Origin of the sequence: Flammeovirga sp. OC4 (assembly GCF_000812565.1) — a bacterium.
In the GTDB taxonomy this organism is placed as follows: Bacteria; Bacteroidota; Bacteroidia; order Cytophagales; family Flammeovirgaceae; genus Flammeovirga.
This window is the reverse complement of record NZ_JTAM01000032.1, coordinates 1-25284: the sequence shown is the minus strand read 5'-3', so window position 1 is coordinate 25284 and position 25284 is coordinate 1. Positions and strand designations below refer to the sequence as shown.

Annotated in this window: 28 protein-coding genes and 1 pseudogene; 22 read left to right on the top strand and 7 right to left on the bottom strand. The window is 30.3% G+C overall.

Annotation, left to right across the window (positions count from 1 at the left end; all coding sequences use genetic code 11):
* Window positions 1-33: 33 nt before the first annotated feature.
* Together PL77_RS17785 and PL77_RS17780 are read left to right on the top strand one after the other, a co-directional pair.
* The gene (locus PL77_RS17785; protein ID WP_044208273.1) at window positions 34-735 is read left to right on the top strand and encodes a hypothetical protein; all 702 of its coding nucleotides are present in this window, start codon (window positions 34-36) and stop codon (window positions 733-735) included.
* A gap of 107 nt (window positions 736-842) precedes the next feature.
* A complete protein-coding gene (locus tag PL77_RS17780; RefSeq protein WP_044208271.1) occupies window positions 843-1343 on the top strand; it encodes a UpxY family transcription antiterminator in 501 nt (166 codons plus the stop codon).
* Between the two features lie 395 nt (window positions 1344-1738).
* On the opposite strand, the gene PL77_RS31535 is transcribed toward PL77_RS17780, so the two are convergent.
* The 7 genes and pseudogenes from PL77_RS31535 to PL77_RS17755 all read right to left on the bottom strand — a co-directional run bounded on the left by PL77_RS31535 (window position 1739) and on the right by PL77_RS17755 (window position 4145).
* Entirely contained in the window at window positions 1739-1909 is a 171-nt protein-coding gene (locus PL77_RS31535; RefSeq protein ID WP_256380346.1) for an IS3 family transposase, read from the bottom strand.
* A gap of 153 nt (window positions 1910-2062) precedes the next feature.
* Complete coding sequence (locus tag PL77_RS32560) at window positions 2063-2245, bottom strand: transposase domain-containing protein (protein ID WP_371199243.1); 183 nt, start codon at window positions 2243-2245, stop codon at window positions 2063-2065.
* Window positions 2246-2275: 30 nt separating this feature from the next.
* Window positions 2276-2878: pseudogene (locus PL77_RS32400) on the bottom strand (IS66 family transposase); the annotation flags it as partial.
* A gap of 14 nt (window positions 2879-2892) precedes the next feature.
* Entirely contained in the window at window positions 2893-3222 is a 330-nt protein-coding gene (locus PL77_RS17770; protein WP_044208268.1) for a transposase, read from the bottom strand.
* Between the two features lie 90 nt (window positions 3223-3312).
* A complete protein-coding gene (locus PL77_RS17765; protein WP_044208265.1) occupies window positions 3313-3498 on the bottom strand; it encodes a hypothetical protein in 186 nt (61 codons plus the stop codon).
* A gap of 111 nt (window positions 3499-3609) precedes the next feature.
* On the bottom strand, window positions 3610-3864 hold the full coding sequence (gene tnpB, locus PL77_RS17760; RefSeq protein ID WP_044208263.1) for an IS66 family insertion sequence element accessory protein TnpB: 255 nt from the start codon (window positions 3862-3864) through the stop codon (window positions 3610-3612).
* A complete protein-coding gene (locus PL77_RS17755) occupies window positions 3864-4145 on the bottom strand; it encodes a hypothetical protein (RefSeq protein ID WP_044208259.1) in 282 nt (93 codons plus the stop codon). The genes tnpB and PL77_RS17755 overlap by 1 nt, the downstream gene beginning before the upstream one ends.
* A 266-nt stretch (window positions 4146-4411) precedes the next feature.
* Between PL77_RS17755 and PL77_RS17750 the strand changes: the two genes are divergently transcribed.
* The 20 genes from PL77_RS17750 (at window position 4412) to PL77_RS17645 (ending at window position 25070) form a co-directional block, all read left to right on the top strand.
* Window positions 4412-5302, top strand: coding sequence for a hypothetical protein (locus PL77_RS17750; RefSeq protein WP_156152412.1), 891 nt, complete (start codon window positions 4412-4414; stop codon window positions 5300-5302).
* Window positions 5303-6022: 720 nt separating this feature from the next.
* A complete protein-coding gene (locus PL77_RS17740) occupies window positions 6023-6547 on the top strand; it encodes a hypothetical protein (RefSeq protein ID WP_044208250.1) in 525 nt (174 codons plus the stop codon).
* A 1-nt stretch (window position 6548) separates the two neighbouring features.
* The gene (locus PL77_RS17735; protein ID WP_044208248.1) at window positions 6549-7943 is read left to right on the top strand and encodes a nucleotide sugar dehydrogenase; all 1395 of its coding nucleotides are present in this window, start codon (window positions 6549-6551) and stop codon (window positions 7941-7943) included.
* Between the two features lies 1 nt (window position 7944).
* Window positions 7945-8931, top strand: a complete 987-nt coding sequence (locus PL77_RS17730; RefSeq protein ID WP_044208245.1) for an FAD-binding oxidoreductase — start codon at window positions 7945-7947, stop codon at window positions 8929-8931.
* Window positions 8932-8947: 16 nt separating this feature from the next.
* Entirely contained in the window at window positions 8948-9721 is a 774-nt protein-coding gene (gene rfbF / locus PL77_RS17725; RefSeq protein WP_044208242.1) for a glucose-1-phosphate cytidylyltransferase, read from the top strand.
* Complete coding sequence (gene rfbG / locus PL77_RS17720; RefSeq protein ID WP_216595918.1) at window positions 9712-10788, top strand: CDP-glucose 4,6-dehydratase; 1077 nt, start codon at window positions 9712-9714, stop codon at window positions 10786-10788. Before rfbF ends, rfbG begins: the two co-directional genes overlap by 10 nt.
* A complete protein-coding gene (gene rfbH / locus PL77_RS17715) occupies window positions 10788-12110 on the top strand; it encodes a lipopolysaccharide biosynthesis protein RfbH (protein ID WP_044208239.1) in 1323 nt (440 codons plus the stop codon). Before rfbG ends, rfbH begins: the two co-directional genes overlap by 1 nt.
* A 2-nt stretch (window positions 12111-12112) precedes the next feature.
* Complete coding sequence (locus PL77_RS17710; RefSeq protein ID WP_044208236.1) at window positions 12113-13003, top strand: NAD(P)-dependent oxidoreductase; 891 nt, start codon at window positions 12113-12115, stop codon at window positions 13001-13003.
* Window positions 12996-14132 carry a hypothetical protein gene (locus tag PL77_RS17705; RefSeq protein WP_044208233.1) on the top strand — a complete coding sequence of 379 codons (1137 nt, stop codon included), beginning with the start codon at window positions 12996-12998 and terminating at the stop codon, window positions 14130-14132. Before PL77_RS17710 ends, PL77_RS17705 begins: the two co-directional genes overlap by 8 nt.
* Window positions 14133-14149: 17 nt before the next feature.
* The gene (locus PL77_RS17700) at window positions 14150-15424 is read left to right on the top strand and encodes a flippase (RefSeq protein WP_256380345.1); all 1275 of its coding nucleotides are present in this window, start codon (window positions 14150-14152) and stop codon (window positions 15422-15424) included.
* Window positions 15421-16431 carry a sulfotransferase domain-containing protein gene (locus PL77_RS17695; RefSeq protein ID WP_044208227.1) on the top strand — a complete coding sequence of 337 codons (1011 nt, stop codon included), beginning with the start codon at window positions 15421-15423 and terminating at the stop codon, window positions 16429-16431. The genes PL77_RS17700 and PL77_RS17695 overlap by 4 nt, the downstream gene beginning before the upstream one ends.
* Window positions 16432-16445: 14 nt before the next feature.
* On the top strand, window positions 16446-17393 hold the full coding sequence (locus tag PL77_RS17690) for a hypothetical protein (RefSeq protein ID WP_044208221.1): 948 nt from the start codon (window positions 16446-16448) through the stop codon (window positions 17391-17393).
* A gap of 72 nt (window positions 17394-17465) precedes the next feature.
* Entirely contained in the window at window positions 17466-18152 is a 687-nt protein-coding gene (locus tag PL77_RS17685) for a DapH/DapD/GlmU-related protein (RefSeq protein ID WP_044208218.1), read from the top strand.
* Entirely contained in the window at window positions 18149-19264 is a 1116-nt protein-coding gene (locus tag PL77_RS17680) for a glycosyltransferase (protein WP_044208216.1), read from the top strand. Before PL77_RS17685 ends, PL77_RS17680 begins: the two co-directional genes overlap by 4 nt.
* A gap of 3 nt (window positions 19265-19267) precedes the next feature.
* Entirely contained in the window at window positions 19268-20491 is a 1224-nt protein-coding gene (locus PL77_RS31800; protein WP_156152411.1) for a hypothetical protein, read from the top strand.
* Window positions 20488-21309 (top strand): glycosyltransferase family 2 protein, encoded by an 822-nt coding sequence (locus PL77_RS17665; RefSeq protein ID WP_044208209.1) that lies wholly within the window; start codon window positions 20488-20490, stop codon window positions 21307-21309. The genes PL77_RS31800 and PL77_RS17665 overlap by 4 nt, the downstream gene beginning before the upstream one ends.
* A 4-nt stretch (window positions 21310-21313) precedes the next feature.
* The gene (locus PL77_RS17660) at window positions 21314-22207 is read left to right on the top strand and encodes a glycosyltransferase (RefSeq protein ID WP_044208206.1); all 894 of its coding nucleotides are present in this window, start codon (window positions 21314-21316) and stop codon (window positions 22205-22207) included.
* A gap of 7 nt (window positions 22208-22214) precedes the next feature.
* Window positions 22215-22931: a WecB/TagA/CpsF family glycosyltransferase gene (locus PL77_RS17655; RefSeq protein WP_044208203.1), complete on the top strand. Its 717-nt coding sequence runs from the start codon at window positions 22215-22217 to the stop codon at window positions 22929-22931.
* Window positions 22928-24040 carry a GDP-mannose 4,6-dehydratase gene (gene gmd / locus PL77_RS17650; protein ID WP_044208200.1) on the top strand — a complete coding sequence of 371 codons (1113 nt, stop codon included), beginning with the start codon at window positions 22928-22930 and terminating at the stop codon, window positions 24038-24040. The genes PL77_RS17655 and gmd overlap by 4 nt, the downstream gene beginning before the upstream one ends.
* Window positions 24041-24125: 85 nt before the next feature.
* On the top strand, window positions 24126-25070 hold the full coding sequence (locus PL77_RS17645; RefSeq protein ID WP_044208197.1) for a GDP-L-fucose synthase: 945 nt from the start codon (window positions 24126-24128) through the stop codon (window positions 25068-25070).
* The last annotated feature ends 214 nt before the right edge of the window (window positions 25071-25284 follow it).

The window sequence follows — 25284 nt, the reverse complement described above, 5'->3', positions numbered from 1 at the left end:
TTTAGAACAAAAAATATTTAATTGATATATACAATGAAATCCTTACTACTAGTTCCAATACTACTTTGCTTAAATATAGGTGCTTTTGCACAATCTCATCGTTCGCTAAACTTAATTGAGAAAACAAATTACTTCTTAATTGGGGGAAATCTAGGACTTGCCTATCACTCTGGAGGTTATGCAAATCAAAGTTTAAGTAAAATTGATATAACTGCAGCTCGCCCTGCTTTAACCGGTTATCTTCAAACTAAAATATCCAAAAGATGGCATATAAGAGCTCAAGGTTCCTTAATGATGTTAACTGCTAAAGATAAACGTTCTGACTCTGAAACAACAGGACAAAAGGCTTTCAGAACTTATTTATTCGATGTTGCTCCTCTTTTTATTTATGATCTCGGTGTAAATAAAAGAAACAGAAAAAGATCACCGTATAGTAAAAGAAAAGGCTCATTATTCACTTGGTATCTTATGGGCGGCACAGGATTATTTGTAGCAAATGTTCAAAACTATGTAGGTGGAATTTCAGCTAATAAGGTTGGAGGTACACTAAATGGAGGTATAGGTTTTAGATATACACTTTCCGAAAATTGGATACTTAACGCTGAGACTTTAGGTAGAATGAGTACAAGTAATGATTTAGATGGTTACAGATCTCAAGCATTGCCTGTTGATTTATATTTAACTGGGCAAATTGGTGTTGCCTATAGAATACCAGGCATGCGTATTTTGCGTTAATTTAATCACACCTCAATCCTCATATGATAAACATCATTGTTTTTAGATTAAAATATAAAAACAATGATGTTTAATTAATTATAAATACTAAATAAAACAACTTCTAAATGACCATCAAAGAAACAAGGCTATGGATGGTAATTTACACCAAACCAAAGTCAGAAAAAAAAGTTGCTGATCGTTTAAATAGAAAAGGATTCTCTACTTACTGCCCTACTTTTACTACATTAAGACAATGGAGTGACCGAAAGAAAAAAGTCACTTTACCTATCATACCTTCCTATGTGTTTATTCAATTGAATGAATTAGAACGATGGGAAGTAATTAAAGATCCTGGAGTTATTAACTTTATATTTTGGGAAGGAAGACCTGCCACAATTAATGAAGAGCAATTGAATGATTTTAAAAAATTTATCAATAACACTTCAGATACTTCACAAATAAAGTTAGAAAGTTTAAATAAAGGGGATAGAGTATTATTACAAAGTAACACTTTAAAAAATCAATCTGGATTAATCCAATCAATCAAAAAAAATAAACTAGAGGTTATTTTACCTGAATTAAATATTAAGGTGACTTGTTCACCAAATGACGTTTCAACACTGTAAAAATAATTCCTATATAAAACCTTTAGATTAGAGTCCAATACTAGACTTGCAACTCAAAGATAATTAGGAAGACCTGATAGATAGTCAACTAACTGAAAACCTAAATTTCACACAAGAGAAAACATATGATAAAGCCCTAAAAATGTCTAAATTAGCTTTTTCAGGGTTTTAGCTTACCAAAATTTAAGTTACAACATAAAAACTAGGTACAAATCAAGCTCGATTTCTTAAATATTATTAATTCAAAAGTTCTGAGTTGAGAAAAATACATTCTTCTATTCTTTGAGAAGAATTGAAGCAACTATAGTCCTCTATTTTTTAAAAAAGCAGGAATGATATCATGGTTTATTAACAGGTTAAGTTAGTGAATTCACATTATTTTTTCGGTTAAAAACTTAATCTACCTTTTGATTATATAATTCCATAAATTGTTCTGGAGATTTATAACCCAAAACAGAGTGAATTCTCTTTCTGTTGTACCAAGCTTCAATAAATTCAAAAATGTCATTTCTAGCCTGTTTGAAAGAGTAATAATACTTATGGTAAACCATTTCTGATTTTAGAATTTTAAAAAGATGTTTTCAGCTACTGCGTTATCCTAGCAATTGCCTTTACGACTCATTCTTTGGTAGCACACTAGTTAAGTGTTGTTAGTCATCAAAAAATAAAATCCTGAGTAATTAGTTTGTATTACAATGCAAATAAGCGTAAGTAGTCGGTTAAACCGCATCCTGTACTTTTACAGGCAATAAATCCTCAATTTTATTGATAGGGTTATCGTCTATTCTTTCAAGAGTAGATTTCAGCCATTCAAAAGGTTCAATATCATTCATTTTAGCCGTAGCAAAAAAGGCATAGAACTTTGCGGCTTGTTTTGCTCCTTCTTCATTGCCAGCAAACATGTAATTTTTTCGTCCGATAGTTAGGGGGCGAATTTTGTTTTCAATAGGATTGTTATCGATCAACAGCTGTCCTTTTTCAAGATAAACACAGAGTCCTTTTTCTCTATTCAGAAGGTAATGTATAGCTTTGCCTAGTTGACTTTTAGGTAAGACATGTTGTTGCTTGGCCCATTTAAAAAGCTCATCAACAACTTCTAGAGCATATTTTTGTCGCTGCTGATAAATTACTTCTGGGTTTAATTCATCCTTGAGAGATTTCTCTAATTCATAGAGTTTACCAATATAGTTCACAGCCTCTAAGGCCCTTTTATCACCTCCTTTATGGGCTTCAAAAAAGTATCAACGTGCGTGGGCCCAACAATTAAGCTGTGTAATTGTTGTTGTTTGATCAAAATAATCGTAGGCCTTGTAGCCATCGGTTTGGGCGTATCCTGCAAAATTCTGAAGATGTTCTTTCAGGTATTTCCAGTCTCGGCCGCTTGCATAATGAATCGAGAGCAGTTTTTCTTTAGGATCAAGATAATACCACATATATCCTTGATGTGGCTTTCCTTTTTTACCTGTTCCCATCACTTTTATGGTCGATTCATCAATTTGAAGGCAGCTGCTTTGCTGTATTTTTTGGGTCAGCACTTCATAAAGAGGACTTAACGTAGCTTATCTGCTACTTTTTTCTGTAAATCGATCAGCGTGGTGTTTTTAAGGTAAACATTCTGCCTTTCAAACTGCTTAATGAAACGATGAATAGGAATATGATCTACAAATTTACTGATGATCATTTGGGCGGCTAAACTTGCAGATGTACTTGATTTGGGGAACGGTAAATCAGAAGGCAGCACCGCCTGACTAAATTCACTGTCTCCATCTTCCAGATCACGAACATAGCGGGGACGGATAATTCTGCGAACATACAAACGGGCAGGTTCACATTCTAGCACTTCTGTAATATCTTCGCCTACTTTATGCCACCCGTTCAATTCATGATTAAGTAATGCAGTTCGTACAGGTTTACTTTTCTTTTTCCATTTGTGAGCAGGAACAGTTACATGTTCTGTAGTTACAGGTGTTTACCCTTTCTTCTCTACAAAAATAGACAGCTGATTTTCGGGTATATCGGTTTGCTTACGCTTCTCTGATTTTGAACCATAAAGTAAACTCTGAAGCTTATTTAACCGTTCTTTCAGCTCTACATTCTCCTCACTTAATGATGTGTTTTCCTCTTCTAAACTCGCTATTTTATCATCTTTACTCACACTACAAAAATAGTGATTTTGATACTAAAAACGCACTTTTTTGACTCTTTTATCTAAAGAAACACCTTCTATTATCATCATTATTTCAGTGGAAGTTAAAGTGATATTTTTTTACTGGCCAAAGCCTTTTGGCAACTCAAATCTACCTTTCTCCGGCCGCTTATAGTATAAGCAAAAACCTCCCTTTTCAAACCGGAGAAGTTTTAACTTATCCTTACTCCGGTTGATAAATACAAAAATACCACCTTCAGTTACATCTATACCCATGATAGAAATGACAATATTACTTAACCCATTAAACCCTTTTCGCATATCTGTAAACTGACTGTACAGATAGATGCAGTCTGAATTGCGGAGTGATAACATTAGTACATGTGGATTGCTTCCTGTAATAAATCACGGTCTGACAAATGTACTTTTACACCGTTGGGGTATTCGATGGTGATTTTCTGTGCTACTGTTTTTGAGAATCTGACCGGAATAAAATGAGCTTGATCATCCTCATTTTCCTCTTGACGTTTCTTGGTGATCCAATAACTGAAAGTAGTAACTTTAATAGAATGAAGCTCGCAATAAGCTTTTTGAGTTAAACCACTGTTTTGAAATGCTTCTAAGTGAGTGTACATTTCTTCCTTTCGCTTTGACATAATTCTTTACGTTTAATGATGACGTAAAATTAGGTCAGGATTTTGAAGGAGAATAGATGGGGATGGCCGACTGCTTACAAATAAACACTCAGGATTTTTGTTGTGTAAACGAACACTGCTATGCTTGAGGACACTACAATAAAGGTAATATAATTGGTCATAATTTTAAACAAGGCCGATTAAAATGTAAGGAATGTGGTAAAACTTTTTCGATAAGAGCACTGACTCCCATGTTTCGCAAGCGTCATTCCATGGATCACATAAAAATGATTTTAATATTGATACTTTATGAATGCCCATTACATGCCATTGAAAAAGTATTCTCACATAGGCGAGAAACTATCAATAATTGGATTATTGATTTTGGGTCGCATTTTGAAAATATTCATCATCAGCTGGTCGTACGACCAATTGATCACAAAAAAGTGGAATTAGATGAATTATATACCACTGCTCCTGGAGGAAAACATTGGGTAACAAGTGCATTATCATCAACTTATAAGTTATGGCTAGGAGGTCATGTCAGTACAAGTAGGAATGCCTCTTTAATTGATAACTTATGCAGTTTAGTATCAAAATGTTGTGATCATAAGAAGTTTTTACTTATTACGACAGATGGATTAAGTAGTTACAAAACAGGTATAAGAAAACATTTTTATAAGAAAATTCCCCGAAATGGTAAAACAGGAAGGTCTTCCTATTTCTTTCCTAAAAATATAGTCTTAGTACAATGTGTCAAAAACTATGTTCGAAAAGGAAAGCGTTATTTATGCTATGGTATTAATCATTGTAACATTGCTTTGGGTACACCCAAAGCAATCCCCTTTCTCATGAAGAAATTAAATTATAAGGGGGTGATTCATACTGCTTTTATTAAAAGATTTAATGCGACAATGAGAAGTAGTATACATACTTTCACACGCAGAAGTAGATCAGCGGTCAAAAATACGAGCTTATCAGAAAAGTGGTTATATCTTTTTGGTGGTTTTTACAACTTTTGCAGAGTGCATCAATCATTGAAGAAAACACCTGCACAAGCATACGGTATTGTAAGTCAGAAACTTACCTTTGAAGAACTAACTTCAATACATAGATCAATGAAAAAATGGACGCCCCTAAAAAGAAAGGACGTCCATCTAAAAAAGAACAAATATTAATAGATAAGTGGTATAACAACACTTAAATAGTTACCTACCCCTTGAGCTAACTTATTATAATTTACAGTTTGATTCTTGAGCATTGAAATAATTAGACATGTCAAACAATCTAATCTAGCCTTGTTGATTTTGATATGTGAATTTATTTTTTCAAACAATTTCGTATATTCGTGTTGACTTTCCATAATTGATAAATTTTGTATGTCGAAATTCAAATTTAATCAATTTCATGGAGAGTCATTTTTTTTGTCATATACTTAGGAAATTAATAAAAAACTATATCTCCTTATTTCCAACACACTCTAATAAATACTACAAGTCCAAAATATCACAACGATACTTAGTTGAAAAGTTAATATGAATTATCAATCGAGTAATCTACACTTCTCTTATCAAAACTATTATTTCATAACCTAGAATATCATAGTAGGTTTTCTAAAATACAACACTGAAAGGAAAAGTTCTAAACTCATTTCATAAACCAAAAAGCATTAACACAACTACAATCATTTAATAGGGTACTTAAAACGTTTATTATTTTAATACTGATATTCAACATCTTAACGGTAATTCTTCAAAATAACTTCAAAATGATTTGTATAAAAATTTTACTCATATTTAATTTACATTCATTAAATCGATAAAGAAGTCACGGCATTCTGAATGTGACTGACGTGGCGAAGCCGTATTGAATTCAAATTACATTTATTTTCCAATTAAATGCTAGAAGCATTAATAACTTCAAAAACCCGATTAAAACTACTTCTGAAATTTTTCCTTAATCCCAATAATACAGCTTATTTAAGAGGGTTAGCCATAGAACTTTCAGAATCAACAAACTCCATTAGAGTAGAGTTAAATCGTTTGGAAAAAGCAAACATGTTAGATTCCACATTTAGAGGAAATAAAAAATTTTTCAAGGTTAATACTGCTCATCCATTATTCAATGATTTACATTCTTTAGTTCAAAAGTATGTTGGATTGGACATAATTATTGAAAATGTACTAAAAAAACTAGGAAGCATCGAAGAAGTTTATCTTATAGGTGAGATAGCAAAAGGCACCAACAGTAGCACAATTGAGTTACTAATAAAAGGAAATTTTGACCATATCTACTTAAATAAACTTATTGATAAAGTAGAAAATACTTTAGTCCGCAAGGTAAAATACTCTGAATTAACGGAAACAAGTACTAATATAATCCCACCAAATGCTCTTAAAATTTTTGAGCATAAGTGTAAATAAAATGAAAGAAATTAAAAATATTTGTTGCATTGGTGCTGGCTACGTAGGGGGGCCTACGATGGCTGTAATTGCTCTAAAAAACCCATATATTAAAGTTAATATTGTTGATATTAATAAAGAACGAATAGATGACTGGAATAATAAAGATCTAGATCTATTGCCAATTTACGAGCCTGGATTAGCTGAAGTAGTTGCCCAAACTAGAAATAAAAACTTATTCTTCTCCACTAATGTCGCAAAAGGTATTCAGGAGGCTGATATGATTTTTATATCCGTCAATACACCTACAAAAACGTACGGAAAGGGTAAAGGACAAGCCGCTGATTTAAAATACATTGAACTATGTGCACGTCAAATTGCTGAGGTTGCTACTGATGATAAAATTGTAGTTGAAAAATCTACTCTTCCTGTTAGAACAGCAGAAGCCTTAAAGAGTATTTTATCAAGTACAGGAAATGGGGTTCACTTTGAAATCCTTTCAAATCCTGAATTTCTCGCAGAAGGCACTGCAATTGATGACTTAATGAACCCTGACCGTGTATTAATTGGTGGTGATGACACACCTACAGGACAAGAAGCGAAAGATTTATTATCCGGAATTTATGAAGCATGGGTTCCTAAAGATCAAGTATTACAAACTAATGTTTGGTCTTCCGAGTTATCAAAATTGACCGCAAATGCATTCTTAGCACAACGTATCTCATCTATCAACGCAATGTCCGCTTTATGCGAGGAAACAGAAGCTGATGTGGATGAAATTGCACGAGCTATCGGTATGGATTCTCGTATAGGATCAAAATTCTTAAAATCATCTGTAGGTTTTGGTGGTTCTTGTTTTCAAAAAGATGTATTAAACTTAGTATATATCGCTAAATCCTATGGTCTAGATGAAGTAGCAGAATACTGGGATCAAGTAATTAAACTTAATGATTATCAAAAACGTCGTTTTGCTGATAACATTATCAAGAACTCCTATAATACTGTATCTGGTAAGAATATTGCGTTTTATGGTTGGGCTTTTAAGAAAGATACGAATGATACTCGTGAATCTGCTGCCATTTATGTTTCTGATCATTTACTAGATGAACAGGCCAATATTGTGGTTTATGACCCAAAAGTAACAGCTGAAAGAATTTATGCTGATTTAGAATATTTAAATACACATTCACCAGAAGAAATTAAAGAAAGAGTGAAAGTGGTAAATGATCCATATGAAGCTGCAAAAGGATCTCATGCGATAGCTGTACTCACGGAATGGGATGAGTTTATTAATTATGATTGGGAACATATATATAAGTTAGTTTTAAAACCTGCTAGTATCTTTGATGGAAGAAATATCCTTAATAAAAAGGAACTAAATGAGATAGGATTTACAGTTAGCTGTATTGGAAAATAAAATGTATCAAATAACATTAAAAAATAATAAGTCATTTTCTTGTGAGGAAAATGAAAGCATCTTTGATGCAGCAAGAAAGAAAAACATACACTTAGAACATAGCTGTTTAAAAGCTAGATGTAGTGCATGTAAGGTAAGAGTACTAGAAGGGGAAACAGAAAGAATAGAAGAAGACCTTATTCTAACAGACGAAGAAAAAGATAATAATTATATACTTTCCTGTAATACTATACCGAAATCTGATCTAAAATTAGACATAGAAGATTTAGGATATATTACGATATATGAGTCTAAAATTTATCCTTCTAAGATCAATAAAATTGAAAAACTAACATCCGATGTAGTTGCTTTAGAATTACGTTTGCCTCCAACAGCTAATTTTCAGTTTAATGCTGGACAATATGTGAATTTAATAAAAGGAACTACGAAAAGGAGTTACTCTATCGCAAAAGTAAACGCTGATAAAACCCTAGTTTTTTATATTAAAAATTATGAAGGTGGCTTAATGAGTCAATATTGGTTCAATGAAGCTAAGCTAAATGATTTAATCAGATTAGAAGGTCCCTTAGGCACTTTCTTTTACAGACCTAAAGAAGAAATTCAGAACATTATACTTTTAGCTACAGGTACTGGTATTGCTCCTATTAATGCTATACTAAACTATTTTGACGAAAGTCCTGATGTTGTTGAAAATAAAAGTATTCACGTCTATTTCGGAGCTAGGTACAATGAGGATCTATTTTGGTCTTCTAACTTCAAAAATATCAGTTTAACGTTTACACCTGTTTTATCAAGACCAAATAACACTTGGAAAGGTAAAAAAGGGTATATACAACGTATCTTATTAGAAGATCAAATTGACTTACAATCTTCTCAAGTTTTTGCTTGTGGATCAAATCAAATGATTAATGACGCTAAGCGTTTATTAATTGAAAATAAACTAAAAGAGGAAAACTTTTATGCAGATGCATTTATCTGCACTAACTAATAATCATAAATAAAACATGAAAGCTGTTATTCTTGCAGGTGGTCTTGGTACTCGCTTAAGTGAAGAGACTGTAACAAAGCCTAAACCTATGGTCGAAGTTGGTGGTAAACCCATTCTATGGCATATTATGAAAATATATTCTCATTATGGCATTAATGACTTTATCATCTGCTGTGGTTACAAAGGTTATGTAATTAAGGAATACTTTGCCAACTACTTCAATCATATGTCTGATATTACATTTAATATGATTGACAATAAAATTGAAGTACATGAAAAACGTGCTGAACCATGGACAGTGACTCTTGTGGATACAGGTGAAACATCTATGACTGGAGGAAGATTAGGACGTGTTGGGAAATATTTAAAAGATGAAGAGGCTTTCTGTTTTACGTATGGTGATGGTGTTGGAGATGTCAATATCAAGGAATTAATAGACTTTCATAAAGCACACGGAAAACAAGCAACGCTTACTGCTACTTTCCCTCCTGGCCGTTTTGGTGCATTGGATATTCAACACAACGAAGTGAAACAATTTCAGGAGAAACCAAGAGGTGATGGAGCCTTAATTAATGGTGGCTTCTTTGTTTTATCTCCAAAAGTGTTAGAAAGAATTGAAGGAGACAATACTATTTGGGAGCAAGAGCCTTTAAAAGGATTAGCTGCTGATGGTGAATTGATGTCATTCAAACATGAAGGCTTTTGGCAACCAATGGATACATTAAGAGATAAAATGCATTTAGAAGAATTGTGGAAAACTAAAAAAGCACCTTGGAAATTATGGGTATAATTAAAGGAAAAGTGAACTCAACCTTTTGGAAGGGGAAAAAAGTTTTTTTAACTGGACATACAGGTTTTAAAGGCGGATGGCTTTCTCTATGGCTTCAATCCTTAGGTGCAATAGTCAAGGGATATGCATTAGAAGAGAATACCTCCCCTGCTCTATTTTCTATAGCAAATATAGCAGATAATATGGATTCAGAAATCGGTGATATTCGAAATCTATCTCAATTAAAACAGAGTATGATTGGATTTAACCCTGATGTATTGATTCATATGGCAGCGCAACCATTAGTAAGATTATCCTATAAAGATCCTGTGGATACTTATTCATCGAATGTGATGGGTACTGTAAATGTGTTAGAGTCTGCTAGATACTGCTCAAATTTAAAATCAATAGTATCTGTCACTACAGATAAATGCTATGAAAACAAAGAATGGGCTTGGGGTTATAGAGAAAATGAACCTATGGGAGGACACGACCCTTATAGTAGTAGTAAAGGTTGTGCTGAATTAGTTACTTCATCATTTAGAAGATCTTTCTACGCAACTAATGATACAGCTAATTTAGCTTCAGCAAGAGCAGGAAATGTCATTGGTGGCGGTGATTGGGCTGAAGACCGATTAATCCCAGATATTCTTAATGCTTTTGAAAACAAAAAGCCTGTAATAGTCAGAAACCCATTATCTACAAGACCTTGGCAACATGTCTTAGAGCCTCTTTCAGGTTATCTTGTGCTTGCAGAACAACTTTTTGAAGATGATTCTCTTGCAGAAGGTTGGAATTTCGGTCCTCTCGACGAAGACTGCAAATCTGTAGAATGGATTCTCAACAAAATGGTAAAACTTTGGGGGAATGATGCTTCTTGGGAATTAGATAAAAACAGTAATCCACATGAAGCAGGTTTCTTAAAATTAGATTGCTCAAAAGCGAAGAATATTTTAAAGTGGGAACCTCAGTGGAGATTAGAAAATACATTATCATTGATCATTAATTGGCAACAAGCCTATAGAAGTGGTGCTAATTTGCAAGATCAATGTATTCAGGAAATAGATAAATATCAGAAAGGAATATAATGGAATCAAATAAAGCAAAAGAATTACGTCAACAAATCAGTGAACTTGTTGAACAGTATGCTAATGAAAAATATGCTCCTGTAGCTTTTGAAGGAGGAAGTACTCCTATCCCACCTGCAGGTAAAGTAATCGGGAAAGAAGAGCTTCAAAATATGGTTGATGCATCTTTAGATGGGTGGTTGACGACAGGTCGTTTTAATCAACTTTTTGAGAAAAAGCTAGCAGATTTTTTAGGTGTTAAATATTGCTTATCTGTCAATTCTGGTTCATCAGCTAACTTAGTTGCATTTAGTGCTTTAACTTCTCCAAAATTAGGAGATAGAGCAATTAAAAAAGGAGATGAAGTAATTGGTGTTGCTGCAGGTTTTCCAACAACAGTAAACCCAATTGTACAATTTGGAGCCATACCCGTTTTTGTTGATGTGGATATTAAAACACATAATATTGATGCAGATTTGATTGAAGCTGCTATTACACCAAAGACAAAAGCGATTATGCTAGCACACACTTTAGGAAATCCTTTTAATTTGGGTAAAATCCGTGAGTTGTGCGATAAATATAACCTTTGGTTAGTAGAGGATTGCTGTGATGCATTAGGGGCTACATATAACGATCAGCTTGTAGGTACTTTTGGTGATATTGCAACATTAAGCTTCTACCCTGCTCATCACATTACAATGGGTGAAGGTGGTGCTGTATTTACAAATAATCCTGAGCTCAAGCTAATAGCTGAATCTTTTAGAGATTGGGGCAGAGATTGTTATTGTGCACCAGGTTGTGACAACACATGTGGTTGTCGATTTGAGCAACAACACGGCGACTTACCTTTTGGTTATGATCATAAGTATGTATACTCTCATACAGGTTATAACTTGAAAATTACTGATATGCAAGCTGCATGTGGTTTAGCTCAATTAGATCGAGTTGAAGAATTTATTCAGAAAAGAAGAGATAATTTTGACTATTTAAAAAATAGATTATCCTCATTAGAAGAATTTATTCAATTAACGGAACCAACAGAAAACAGTAATCCATCTTGGTTTGGCTTTGCTATTACATTAAAGGAAAATGCTGGTGTTAATAGAGTTGACTTATTAAAATTCTTAGACAGTCATAAAATTGGTTCTCGTCTTTTATTTGCAGGTAACCTAATTAAACAGCCTTATTTTAAAGATTTGGAATATAGAGTTGTTGGTGAATTAAAGCACACTGATATTACTATGATGAATACTTTCTGGATAGGTTTGTTCCCTGCATTAGGAGAAGAACATTTTGAGTTTGTAGCTGAAAAGCTAGAAGAGTTTTTTGGATTAAATTTCTAAGCATGTCAAATACAGCGATAATAACTGGAGGTTCAGGTTTTGTTGGTTCAAACTTGGCTAGATTCCTTGTTCAGAAAGGTTGGAATATACATTTAATTTTAAGAAAATCTTCGAACACAAGTAATATTGAAGATATCATAGATAAGGTATCTATATTCTATCATGATAATAATATTTCAGCATTAATTGAATATTTTCAAACTACTGATGCTGATATTGTATATCATCTAGCCTCTTATGTTAAGACAGAACATGAACCTTCAGATATTATCAAGCTTATTAATAGTAATGTACTATTTTCTACTGAAATTATAGAAGCGTGTTCTAAAGCTTCTATAAAGTACTTCATTAACACTGGTACTTATTGGCAATACTATGAAAGTGAAGAATATAATCCAGTTGATCTATACGCCGCTACTAAGGAAGCTTTTGAAAAAATTATTCAGTTCTATACTGAAAACGGAAATTTAAAAGCAATGACTCTACAATTATATGATACTTATGGAGAGAATGACACCCGTCCTAAATTAATTAACTTACTACATCAGTTTGCTGATGAAAAAAAAATCTTAGAAATGTCTCTTGGTGAACAAAGATTATTTTTAACTCACATATCAGATATATGCCAAGCTTACTATCAAGCCTTTTTCAATATTATAGAAGAATTCGAAAGTTTTTCCTCATATGCAATCAGGCCAAACAAATCTCATAGTTTGAAAGAACTCATTATGCTTTTTAACTCAATAAATGAAAAGTCTATTACTATAAATTGGGGAAAAAGAGCTTACAGAAATAGAGAAGTTATGATTCCTAATACAAAAATTGAAATTTTAAAAAAGTGGAATTGTAAAATCAGTTTAAAAGAGGGTTTAGAAAGGTTAAAAGATGATTAATATATACTCAGGCATTGAGCCCAATAAAAAAGGAGCTGGTGATTTGGTAGGCTTTTTTCTTAGTCGATTAGATGCTCTAAATATTCAATACAATTTATTTTATATTTCAACTCCTGATAATTTTTTAGTGAAATTAATGGCCAAATCTGGTTTAAAACCACTACTTAAGAAAACATATTATATCTTTCAACATTTTTTTTCTAGCAATAAGATTCAAAAAGATAGTACTAGTATCTTATTTCATCCACAATCGTTAGGCTTAACGAAAACAGTAAATATTATAAACAGTAGTTCTAAGGTATATATCTACGTTTTAGATAATTTTTTCTTTTGTATTAAATCATATAACTCATTATACGGTAAAGAATGTCTCAAATGCATAGAAAACAAAAATTCCCATTTTGAAAACAAGTGTAATTTTTTTCCTGTCAAATACAGATATGATGAACATGCATTAATGATAAAAACAATCAAAGAAAAAATTAATTCTATTACATTTTTGTGTCAAAATATTAACCAAGAAACTTTACTCAAAAAGCAATTTGGGGAACAAATATCTACCGATGTAATTGGAATGAATAATAATATTATCATCCGAGAAAAGGATAATAATTCACTACCAAAAAGATATGATTTTTGTTATCATAATACTTTAGCAGTTGATAAGGGAATTCTATTTTTTATTGAATTAGCTGAACGATATCAAGAGTATAGCTTTTTTATACCTTATTCACGAAAAGAAGTAGAATCTATAACTACTCACACTTGCCCCTCAAATATTGAGTTTAAAGCTTGTAATTGGAATAATGGCTTAAAAGATGCTGTAATCCATTCAAAAATTATTGTCTGCCCATCATTATGGTCGGCTCCAGTAGAAGGTGCATTACTTAAGTCAATCAACTATAATGGTTGTGTTGCTGTAAAAAAAAATATGTATTCATTTAGTCAAGAACTCTCAAGTATATTAATTGAACTTAATGACAAGTTATCTGACAATGATAAACCCCTGAGTAACATCATTAACAATAAGGAGTCTCGAAAAAAGTTAGTATTAAAATCTAAAGATTGGCTTAAAAACTATGAGAAGATGACTTATGAAAAATTTGATGAAATTTTACTAAACTTATAAAACAAGTAATTTAAAACGTGTTAAATTTCACATTCCTCAAAAAGTTTTCTATAAACATGATCCTCAAAATCATTACAATAATTTTGGGAGTCATTATAAGCTTATTAATTTCAAGAAAGTTAGGTGTAAATCAATTAGGGTTTTATAATCTTGCTACTCAATCTTTAAATATTTTTGTGTTATTTTCTCTATTAGGGTTACCACAAATATTAACCAAAGAGATCTCACTGGATAATAGTAAATCATTTTTTCAGAATGTAAAATCAAAAGGTTTAAGTGGTGTAATAATCAGCTTAATATCTTCAATTTTCATAGTACTCATATTAATAGTTTCAGAAGTCCAATTCTCAGTTATAAAAATATTTAATATTGAGAATATTTTATATTTCAGTTTGATTCTTACTTGTGTTATTCCAACTTCAATAACTAATATCTTTGCAAGTATTTTAAATGGAAGTAATAAGATTTGGCAAAGTAACTTACTAAGAGAAAGCCTTACTATTATTCTTTTAATTGTTTCATTAACTATAATCTACTTATTCGGTACTTTCAATATTAAGACACTAACCTATTCAATATTGATTAGTAGGTGGGGAACACTATTTATCGGACTATTATTCATACATAAAGAAACTGTTTTATTCAAAGATTACAATTTTCAATTTATTGGAAAAAAATTATTAAAAAGTTCATACCCTTTATTACTCGCAGGATTAGTTTCTACTATATCTACAAATATTGATACACTCATGCTTGGTTCAATGTTATCAACTAAAGAAGTTGGACTATATGGTGTAGCTTCTAGAATCGCTTTATCTACAAGTTTTCTTTTACAAGTAACTAATTCTATTATTGCTCCTCAAATTAGCCCATTATATTTTAATGATAGAAAAAAAGAATTGGTTGATTTAATAAAAAAAATAACAACTTATCTAACCCTTCTATGTATAATAATATTTTGTGTATTATTCATTTTTGGCGAAAATATTTTATCTATCTGGGGAGAAAATTTCATTGAAGCTTATCAGACTTTAATTATATTAGCCTTTGGACAAACAATAAACATAGGAACAGGAGCAGTAGGGTTATTATTAGTAAGTTGTAACCAACAAAAGGTTTTTGGCAAAATAACATTTTCTGTTTCACTATTAAACATTCTTTTAAATTACATTTTCATCAGTTTTTATGGTTTAAACGGAGCTGCACTTAGCACTTCAATATCAGTAATATTACAAAATATAACTTGTCTATACTTCGTTAAGAGTAGGTTGAATATAAAAATTATTTTATGAAAAAATTAATCGTACATATAGGTTATCCTAAAACTGCAACAACATCTTTACAACTAAACTTATTTACAAAATTATATAAGGACAATGAAATCGAATACCTAAATCACCTGAATAAAAAAAGTGAATTATTTGGCAACCTATATTGTGGTAATATTATAAAATACATTACTGGTATAGATAACGACATTAAATACTCAAAAGAACTTATTGCTATCAAAGAAAGTAACAAAAAATGCTTTGTGATTTCTAACGAAAATATTTCCTTCTTCTGTGAGAATTTTTCGTGGGCATATTATAATAATAATGCAAGGTTTAATGCAGCAAAGATAAAAGAAGTATTTGAGGGTATATTTGAAGAAATCAAGATTATAATTACTTTAAGATCACAAATAACTTTAATTCCTTCTTTTTATATTCAACAATATCATCACATTACTCAAATTAATAATAGTTTCAGTAATCCTAAGTTATGGTTCGAAGAAAACTTTATAAATAATGATAATCTTATTTTCAACTACTCTCAACTATTAAATTCTTATTTAGAACATTTTGACGAATCTGATTTGATTATATTATTATATGAAGATTTCAAACATGATATTGCCTCAATAATCAAACCTCTTTCTGAAATACTAAATATAGATCAGAGTATAGTTAGAAAGAACTTATCAAATAAAAACTACAATGTAACTATATCTACGAAAGATGGTAAAAAGATGACTGACAACATTACAATTAGTTATAAAATAAGACATCTTTTACGAAAAAATATTTATTTGTTTCTACCAGTAAGAGTAAAGAAAGTACTAAAGTCATTTTATGATGCAATGATAGAACCTATTCTTCCTAAAAAAAATATCAAGTTTACTTCTATTGAAATTAATAGTAATATTATAAGTGAAAATGACATAGTTTGTATTTTCAATAAAAAAAACACTCCCTTACATGATAAATTCAAGTTAGATGTGACAAAACTAATAAAATATAAATATTTAAAAATCGATTAGATTCTTCAAAAGAAATGAATAAAAGTATATTAAAGATTTTCAGAAAAATATATTCGAAATATAACCCTTCAAATTTTGAATTAAGAAATTGGAAAATATTTTCCAACAAAGAATATTCAAATGAACTAATTTATAATTTGTTAATGGATAACGAACCAAGAATGATTGCCCGTTTTGGTTCAACTGAAATGCTTAATCTTGTCAATTACTATGGTATTAAAAACCCAGCAAGATCTTCAATTAAATACATTAAAGGTGAAACTCCTGAGTGGTGGTGGGTTAATAGTTATATACATCAACTCAAGAATTGGTCAGGATTTTTCCCCACTGATTATAAATCAGTTGAACAATTCTGTGAAATAATGCTATCTGATATAAAAGAAATTGATTTACTCGGATCTTGGTTGAATAATGAGAAATACTTTAAAAACAGTTTAAAAAATTGTAAAAGAGTCGTTCTAGAAGATCTTGAGCCTTTCTTTTGTACAAATCCATGGACTAAAGCACTTGAAGGAAAAAATGTATTAGTTGTACATCCATTTTCGGAAACTATAGTTGAGCAATACAAAAGAAGAAATCTTATTTTTGAAAATAACTTTTTACCAAAGTTTAATTTAATAACAGTAAAAGCTGTTCAAAGTTTAGGTGGTATTTGTGAATATGAAAGTTGGTTTGATGCTTTAGAACACATGAAAAATGAGATTGATTCTATTGAGTACGATATATGTATCATAGGAGCAGGTTCATATGGTTTGCCTCTTGCTGCTCATGTAAAAAGACAAGGAAAAAAATCAATTCACCTAGCGGGAGTAACTCAATTACTTTTTGGGATTATTGGTTCTAGATGGGAAGAATATATTGTGTGGCCGTACATGAATTTATTTAATGAATATTGGGTAAGACCAGATGATAAAGATAAACCACAAAATCACAATACTATTGAAGGTAGTTGTTATTGGTAACTTTTACTTGATATGGCAAAAATCGTTATTGGTGTAAATATAAATTTGTAGTAAAATTATATTTTTTTCGTTATGAAAATAATACTACTAAAGTTAGTCAGTATATTATATGTCCTGTATAACAAGAATAAAAATATCATTCTTGAAAGAAATCATCTTTTTTTAAAAGCTAATATCAAAATCGATAAAAAAAATCATCTTAAATTAACAGAATGTCATGTTAACAACTTTAGACTAAACATTTCTGGTAATTTTAATGAAATATTAGCTAATAATTCAACTATTTTGAATACTAATATTACAATTGACGGCAATAATAATTCTATAATATTAAAAAATAACTCAAGATTTATTGGAAATATTATTGTTAGAGGGCAAGGGTGTAAAATTGAAATAGGAAACAATACCACTTTTGGAGGGGTAAGAATCGTTAATGTTGGCGTTAATAATGATATAATTATTGGAAATGATTGTATGTTTTCAGATATGATCGAAATATGGGCAAGCGATACACATACAATATTTGATAAAAATAATGATCAGATTAACCCTGAAAAACCAATTATCATTGGAAATCACGTATGGGTTGGTTCTAAAACAAATATTTTAAAAGGTGTTACAATTGGTAGTAATTCTATAATTGGTATGGGAAGTTTAGTTACTAAATCTGTTAGTAATAATACATTATCTGCGGGTGTACCAAATAAAACTTTAAAAAATGATGTGAATTGGTCAATAAATTATAAAATAAAAAAATGAATATTTTACATATTTTTAATGAAATTAATGTTTCTGGTGCTGAATTAATGTATTTAGATGCTGCTGAAGAGTTAAAAAAAAGCAATAAACTTTTTGCATTAAGCTCTGGGAAATATGAAGGTGAACTTTATAGAAAGTACCAAGAAAAAGGTTATAAAACTTATCATCTACACTACAAAAATCCCAATATTGTATTCTCTTTATCAGGTTTAGCTTTTTACATACAATTATTTAGAATTTTAAAAGAACAACAAATTAATGTTGTACATATTCATAAATCTACTATTTATTTCCCTGCTGTTATTTGTTTTTTCTTAAATATTAAATGTATCAAAAGTCAACACAATGTATTCAACAACAGACCTTTAACTAAAATTTTAGCTATAATACGGAGATTTATCATTCGATTCTTTTTTAATGCAAAATTTCACAGCATTAGTAAAAGTGTTTATGAAAATGAAAAAAATAACTATCATAACCGTACATACTATATACCCAATTGGGTAAATAAAAATAACTTTAAACCAGCTAATGATAAAAAAGAAGTTATTAATTTAAGGAATCAACTAGGAATTAATTACGATGATTTTGTTTTAATAACCATAGGTAGGTGTGTACCTGAAAAACAACACGATCACATTATACATGCAGTACATGAATTAAAAAGTAAAATACCAAATATAAAACTACTTCATTTAGGGAGTGGTATATGTGAAAAAGATGAGATAGAATTATCTAAGCAACTTAATGTTCACAATGAGATATTATTCTTAGGAAATAAAAATAATGTTAGAGATTATTTAATTGCCTCAGATGCATTAATAATGCCTTCTAAATTTGAAGGGTTAGGAAATGTAGTTATAGAGTCTATGTACTGTAAAATTCCAACAATTTTATACAACTCTCATGGGTTAAGAGATTTTATTCAAAAAAATGATAATGGTTTATTGATTAATCCTGATATTGAATCTTTAAAGAATGCAATTTTCCAATTATTTAGTAATGAGAAGCTAAGGGTACAATTATCTAATAATGCTTATCATTTTGTCCAAAGTGAATTTAATATGGAAAAAAGTTTAATTAATCTATTAAAATTGTATAGACAAAAATAATTAATGGTCAAAAATATAAAGTCAAATATTTTTTTGCTATCTATCGGGATATTAGATTTAATTAGAATATCTGCCAATATGGGTAATACGTCTAGTTTTTTTTCAGTTTTATTCTTTATTGTGGTATATGCTTGCATTATTTTTCTAATACATTCTTTTTTCCATTCAAATAAAGAAGATTTAAAATATTCAACCAAATTATATTATAATGCATTTGTTATATGGTTAACTTTTCAATTATTTAGGTCCTTATTTAATATTAATGATTACTATGATTGGAAATTTTTATTTGGAACCTCGATACCATTTACCTTTATTTGTTTAGCATTTTATTTGGGTTTCAATTTAAAATCAAGTCAGCTAATCTTAAATAAAAATATTAATATTATTTACCCATTTGCTTTATTGACATACTTTTTGTTAAACCAAATAAATTCTGAAACATATCATAGAATCGTTATATCAATTAGTTTTTTTTTTCCATTAACACTTTTATGGCCAAAAAAAAGAATAATATTAGTAATAACAATGTTAGTCGCTGTATTATCAGATATTACTTTTAGAACTGGTGTATTAAAAGCATTATTGACAATATCAATAATGATACCTTTCATAGTTTTCAATAAAATTCCTAAACGACTAATTTTAATTTGCCATAAAATACTTTTTTTGATTCCTTTCGTTTTCTTATACTTGGGATATACAAGCACTTTTAATATTTTCAAAGACTTTAATAGCTCAGGAGAAAAAATTGAAATAGGTAATACCGATAGTGCTGTTTCAGATTTAGCAGCTGATACAAGAACCTTTATATATCAAGAAACTTTAAGCTCATTAAATTCTTTAGATGATTTACTATTTGGTAAAGGTGCCGTTGGAAAATATAAAAGTTTTCACTTTTATAATACAGGAGGTGCTATCAAAGGTATGCGATATGGATCAGAGGTAGGCATATTAAACTCATTATTGAGATATGGTGTCATTGGGGTACTTTTATATTTCCTTTTACTTTATAACATTACCAAAAGTGCAATAACGAACTCAAATAATAAATTTATTATAATTTTGTCACTCATCATTAGTTCTCGTTGGCCTTTGTCTTTTATTGAAGAGTTCACTCAATTTGATACAAACTTCTTTTTCTTTTGGTTTTTCCTTGGTCTTATTTCAAATGAATTATTAATTAATTCAAGCGATAAAAAGATTTCACATATACTAAAAATATGAAAACAAATTTAAAAATTGCAATTCTCCTAACTTGTCATAACCGAGTAAAAAACACTATTCAATGCTTAAAAAAAATTAGTAATTATACATTATATGATATTTATTTAGTGGATGATGGATCTACAGATAACACCTCTTTTTTAGTAAAAAAACAACTACCTTTTGTCAATATTATTCAAGGAAGTGGCAACCTCTTTTGGAATGGTGGTATGAGAAAAGCATGGGATACTGCCTTAAAAGAAAAGGAGTATAATTTTTATATCTGGCTAAATGATGACACATATTTATATGAAAATGCAATTGACAATATTATTAATGATTATAATTCGATCGAAAAAAATACAATAATAATTTCTGGATTGTGTGAAGATCATATGAATTCAAATAAATTTTCATATGGTTTGAGAGACCACACTTATAAACCCATTTTACCATCAGGAAAGCCTCAGAAAGGAAAATACTTAAATGGTAACTTTGTTTTAGTCCCATCAATAGTGGTAAAAAAAATTGGCATATTATCACAGGATTATACACATGGTATGGGAGATTATGATTATGGTTTAAGATTAATTGAACAAGGAGGAGCTATATACTCTTCTTCAAATTATTTAGCTTCATGTGAGCCTAATGGTTTACCAAGATGGTGTAACCCTAATTACTCTATATCCCAGAGGTGGGAACATTTTAAATCACCTAATGGACTCAATATCAAAGAATATACTTTATTCAGAAAAAGACACTGGAAAAAGTCTTGGCGTTTTGATATAATTAAAGCTTATTTAAAACTTATTTTTCCTTCAATATACCCAAAAAAATAAATATATGAGTATTGCTCCCATTTGTATATTCACATATAACAGGCTTGAAGAAACAAGGAAGACAATTAGTTCTTTAAAAAAGAACTATCTAGCAAGTGAAAGCCATGTTTATATCTTTAGTGACGGTCCCAAAAATAAAAACGCTTCTAAAGAAGTTGATGAAGTAAGAAATTATCTACATTCAATAACTGGATTCAAAAAAATAAAAATTTTTGAAGCTAATATTAATAAAGGTCTTGCAAAATCAATTATTTATGGTGTTTCAAAAGTATTTGAAGACTATGATAAAGTAATAGTTGTTGAAGATGATTTAATCACAAGTCAGAATTTTTTAGATTTTATGAATCAAGGATTAGAATATTACAAAGACAGTGAAAATATTTTTTCTATATCTGGATATTCTTTTGACCTTAAAACATTAAATAATCTTAAAGAAGACTACTATTTTGGAGTAAGGAGTTCTTCCTGGGGTTGGGGAACATGGAAGTATAATTGGGAAACTATTGACTGGGAGGTAAAGAGTTATAGTAATTTTAAAAAAGATAAATTAAAAAGAAAGGAATTTAATAAAGGAGGAAGTGACTTATCAAACATGCTAGATAATCAGATGAATGGCAAGATTGATTCATGGGCTATTAGATTTTGTTATCAACAGTTTTTATGTAATAAAGCTACCGTTTTCCCAAAAAAATCTAAAGTTCAAAGTATAGGATTCTCGGAAAAAGCTACCCACACCCATAAAACGAAAAGGTTTAACACAACTTTAGATGTTTCAAATAAGAGGTCATTTACCTTTGAAAAGTTCCAAACTTATAATGATTCTTTGATAAAAGAGTTTTACTCAAAATTTTCTTTATATAGTCGTCTTAAAGATAAGTTTTTACAAATCATAAATTAATTTTTATATGTTTAAGGAATTTAATATTTATAATGATAAATTATCTAATTTAAACATTGTAGACAAAAAAAAGTATATAATCAATACAATTAATCCTCATTCTTATATAACTAGTAAGTCTGATGATGATTTTTATTCTGCTCTTAGTAATTCTAACTACTTATTACCAGATGGAATTGGAATTGTTTATGCATTTAAAATATTATTTAATAAAACTATCAAGAAAATTGCAGGTGCTGACATCCATGAATATTTACTCAATTATGCAAACTCTAATAAACTTTCCATATTTTATTTGGGGGCTTCTGAGCAGACGCTTGAAAAAATAAGACAAAAAATTGAAATAGAATATCCAAATATTACTTTTGGATGTTATTCTCCTCCATTTAAACCAGATTTTAATTTTGAGGACAATAGAGTTATGTGCAATAAAATTAATGATTTTATGCCAGATATACTCTTCATAGGAATGACTGCTCCTAAACAAGAAAAATGGCTTAATAAAAATAAAAACAATATTAATTTTAACATAGCTACTTGTATAGGTGCGGTTTTTGATTTCTATGCTGGCACCGTAGAAAGACCTAGTAAATTCTGGATAAATATGGGATTAGAATGGTTTCCTAGGTTTCTAAAAGAACCAAAAAGACTTTGGAGAAGAAATATCATTTCTACTCCATTATTTATTATAGATATTTTTAAAAAAAAATTAACACTTAAATGAAAAAAGCTTTAATAACAGGCATTACAGGTCAAGATGGTGCTTACCTAACTGAACTATTATTGGAAAAAGGTTATGAAGTACACGGTATAAAACGCCGTTCTTCCTTATTTAATACAGACAGAATTGATCATTTATATCAAGATCCTCACGAGACTGATGTAAAGCTTAAACTACACTATGGAGACCTTACAGACTCTATGAACCTTACTAGAATTATACAAGAGGTTCAACCAGATGAAATTTACAATCTTGGTGCAATGTCTCATGTAAGAGTAAGTTTTGACACTCCTGAATATGTAGGTAATGTAGATGCTTTGGGTACGCTAAGAATTCTTGAAGCTGTTAGATTGTTAGGTTTAACCGAAAAAACAAGAATCTATCAAGCATCAACTTCAGAGTTATATGGCTTAGTACAAGAGGTACCTCAAAAAGAAACTACTCCTTTCTACCCACGTTCTCCATATGCAGTTGCTAAACTTTATGGTTACTGGATTACTGTAAACTACCGTGAAGCTTACAATATGTACGCTTGTAATGGTATTTTATTCAACCATGAATCTCCTATTCGTGGTGAAACATTTGTTACTCGTAAAATCACAAGAGCTGTATCAAAGATTGCATTAGGATTACAAGATACATTATATCTTGGTAACCTCAATTCTAAGCGTGACTGGGGACATGCAAAAGATTATGTTAAAGCAATGTGGTTAATCCTTCAACAAGATACTGCTGAAGACTTTGTAATTGCTACTGGTGTTACTACAACCATACGTGATTTTGTGAAGATGTCTTTTGCTGAAGTAGGGATTGAACTAGATTTCGAGGGAGAAGGTGTTGATGAAATTGCAAAAATCAAATCTTGTAGCAACCCTGAATATCAAGTAGAAGTTGGGCAAGTTGTACTAAAGGTTGACCCTCAATACTTCCGTCCTACTGAAGTAGATCTATTAATTGGAGATCCTACTAAATCTAAGGAAAAATTAGGTTGGGAATTAGAATATGATTTAGATGGTTTGGTGAAAGATATGATGCAATCTGACTTAAAACTATTTAAGAAAGAGAAATACCTTTTAGAAGGTGGTCATGATATTTTAAATCAATACGAATAAAACTTTATACTTGACAAATCATCAAAAGCCCATGAATTAATTCATGGGCTTTTGATGATTTAGCACGTTTAAAAACGTAAATATAATGGAAAAAACATCAAAAATATATGTAGCTGGCCATAGAGGTATGGTAGGTTCTGCGATAGTTAGAAAACTACAAGAAGAGGGTTTTTCAAATATTATTACTAGGACATCTTCTGAATTAAACTTAACCGATCAATTAGCTGTCAAAACGTTTTTCGAAGAAGAAAAACCTGAATATGTTTTTTTAGCGGCCGCAAAAGTTGGGGGTATCCTTGCTAATAATATATACAGAGGTCAATTCTTATATGAGAATTTGATGATTCAAAATAATGTAATTCATCAAAGTTATGCTCAAGGAGTTAAGAAGTTAATGTTCTTAGGTTCATCTTGTATTTATCCAAAATTAGCTCCTCAACCATTAAAGGAAGAATATCTTTTGACAGATACCTTAGAGCAAACTAACGAACCATATGCAATAGCAAAGATATCAGGTATTAAAATGTGTGAGGCATATAGAGATCAATATGGTTGTAATTTCATTTCTGCAATGCCTACAAATTTATATGGCTACAATGATAATTACCACCCTAAGAACTCACACGTACTTCCTGCTTTGTTAAGAAAATTCCATGAAGCAAAAGTTAATAATGATCCTACTGTAGAAGTATGGGGTACTGGTTCTCCTCTTAGAGAATTCATGTTTGTAGATGATTTAGCAGAGGCTTGTTTCTATTTAATGCAAAACTATGATGAGAAACAATTTGTAAATGTAGGAACAGGTGTTGACTTGAGTATAAAAGAATTAGCAGAAACTATTAAAGAAGTCGTTGGTTTTGAAGGTGAGTTAGTATGGGACAGTTCAAAACCAGATGGTACTCCAAGAAAATTAATGGATGTTTCTCTTCTAAACAACTCAGGTTGGAAGCATAAAATTGATTTAAAACAAGGAATTGAATTAACTTATGAAGATTTCTTAAAAAATTACTCTGTTCTAGCAGAACGTTAGATTTAATTTAATTACTTTTGTGTAAGGATTAAATACAATCACATCAGCCTATTTTACAAAAAATAAACAGGTAGATGTGATTGTATTATTTCTAGTATAATGTGAACTATAAGACTAATAATTTAAGTTTAAGTTATATTTTCATGAATTAGTACTTTCAAATTCTTCTAATCACTCTTTTGGCTTAATATAGTTACCCCATCAAAACGGACTG

What these genes read in the sequence shown, in the direction of transcription:
- PL77_RS17785 (WP_044208273.1), top strand. Translation starts at nt 34, where the DNA reads ATGAAATCCTTACTACTAGTTCCAATACTACTTTGCTTAAATATAGGT.
- PL77_RS17780 (WP_044208271.1), top strand. Translation starts at nt 843, where the DNA reads ATGACCATCAAAGAAACAAGGCTATGGATGGTAATTTACACCAAACCA.
- PL77_RS32560 (WP_371199243.1), bottom strand. Translation starts at nt 2,245, where the DNA reads ATGTTTGCTGGCAATGAAGAAGGAGCAAAACAAGCCGCAAAGTTCTAT.
- tnpB (WP_044208263.1), bottom strand. Translation starts at nt 3,864, where the DNA reads ATGTTATCACTCCGCAATTCAGACTGCATCTATCTGTACAGTCAGTTT.
- PL77_RS17755 (WP_044208259.1), bottom strand. Translation starts at nt 4,145, where the DNA reads ATGTCAAAGCGAAAGGAAGAAATGTACACTCACTTAGAAGCATTTCAA.
- PL77_RS17750 (WP_156152412.1), top strand. Translation starts at nt 4,412, where the DNA reads ATGATTTTAATATTGATACTTTATGAATGCCCATTACATGCCATTGAA.
- PL77_RS17740 (WP_044208250.1), top strand. Translation starts at nt 6,023, where the DNA reads ATGCTAGAAGCATTAATAACTTCAAAAACCCGATTAAAACTACTTCTG.
- PL77_RS17735 (WP_044208248.1), top strand. Translation starts at nt 6,549, where the DNA reads ATGAAAGAAATTAAAAATATTTGTTGCATTGGTGCTGGCTACGTAGGG.
- PL77_RS17730 (WP_044208245.1), top strand. Translation starts at nt 7,945, where the DNA reads ATGTATCAAATAACATTAAAAAATAATAAGTCATTTTCTTGTGAGGAA.
- rfbF (WP_044208242.1), top strand. Translation starts at nt 8,948, where the DNA reads ATGAAAGCTGTTATTCTTGCAGGTGGTCTTGGTACTCGCTTAAGTGAA.
- rfbG (WP_216595918.1), top strand. Translation starts at nt 9,712, where the DNA reads ATGGGTATAATTAAAGGAAAAGTGAACTCAACCTTTTGGAAGGGGAAA.
- rfbH (WP_044208239.1), top strand. Translation starts at nt 10,788, where the DNA reads ATGGAATCAAATAAAGCAAAAGAATTACGTCAACAAATCAGTGAACTT.
- PL77_RS17710 (WP_044208236.1), top strand. Translation starts at nt 12,113, where the DNA reads ATGTCAAATACAGCGATAATAACTGGAGGTTCAGGTTTTGTTGGTTCA.
- PL77_RS17705 (WP_044208233.1), top strand. Translation starts at nt 12,996, where the DNA reads ATGATTAATATATACTCAGGCATTGAGCCCAATAAAAAAGGAGCTGGT.
- PL77_RS17695 (WP_044208227.1), top strand. Translation starts at nt 15,421, where the DNA reads ATGAAAAAATTAATCGTACATATAGGTTATCCTAAAACTGCAACAACA.
- PL77_RS17690 (WP_044208221.1), top strand. Translation starts at nt 16,446, where the DNA reads ATGAATAAAAGTATATTAAAGATTTTCAGAAAAATATATTCGAAATAT.
- PL77_RS17685 (WP_044208218.1), top strand. Translation starts at nt 17,466, where the DNA reads ATGAAAATAATACTACTAAAGTTAGTCAGTATATTATATGTCCTGTAT.
- PL77_RS17680 (WP_044208216.1), top strand. Translation starts at nt 18,149, where the DNA reads ATGAATATTTTACATATTTTTAATGAAATTAATGTTTCTGGTGCTGAA.
- PL77_RS31800 (WP_156152411.1), top strand. Translation starts at nt 19,268, where the DNA reads ATGGTCAAAAATATAAAGTCAAATATTTTTTTGCTATCTATCGGGATA.
- PL77_RS17665 (WP_044208209.1), top strand. Translation starts at nt 20,488, where the DNA reads ATGAAAACAAATTTAAAAATTGCAATTCTCCTAACTTGTCATAACCGA.
- PL77_RS17660 (WP_044208206.1), top strand. Translation starts at nt 21,314, where the DNA reads ATGAGTATTGCTCCCATTTGTATATTCACATATAACAGGCTTGAAGAA.
- PL77_RS17655 (WP_044208203.1), top strand. Translation starts at nt 22,215, where the DNA reads ATGTTTAAGGAATTTAATATTTATAATGATAAATTATCTAATTTAAAC.
- gmd (WP_044208200.1), top strand. Translation starts at nt 22,928, where the DNA reads ATGAAAAAAGCTTTAATAACAGGCATTACAGGTCAAGATGGTGCTTAC.
- PL77_RS17645 (WP_044208197.1), top strand. Translation starts at nt 24,126, where the DNA reads ATGGAAAAAACATCAAAAATATATGTAGCTGGCCATAGAGGTATGGTA.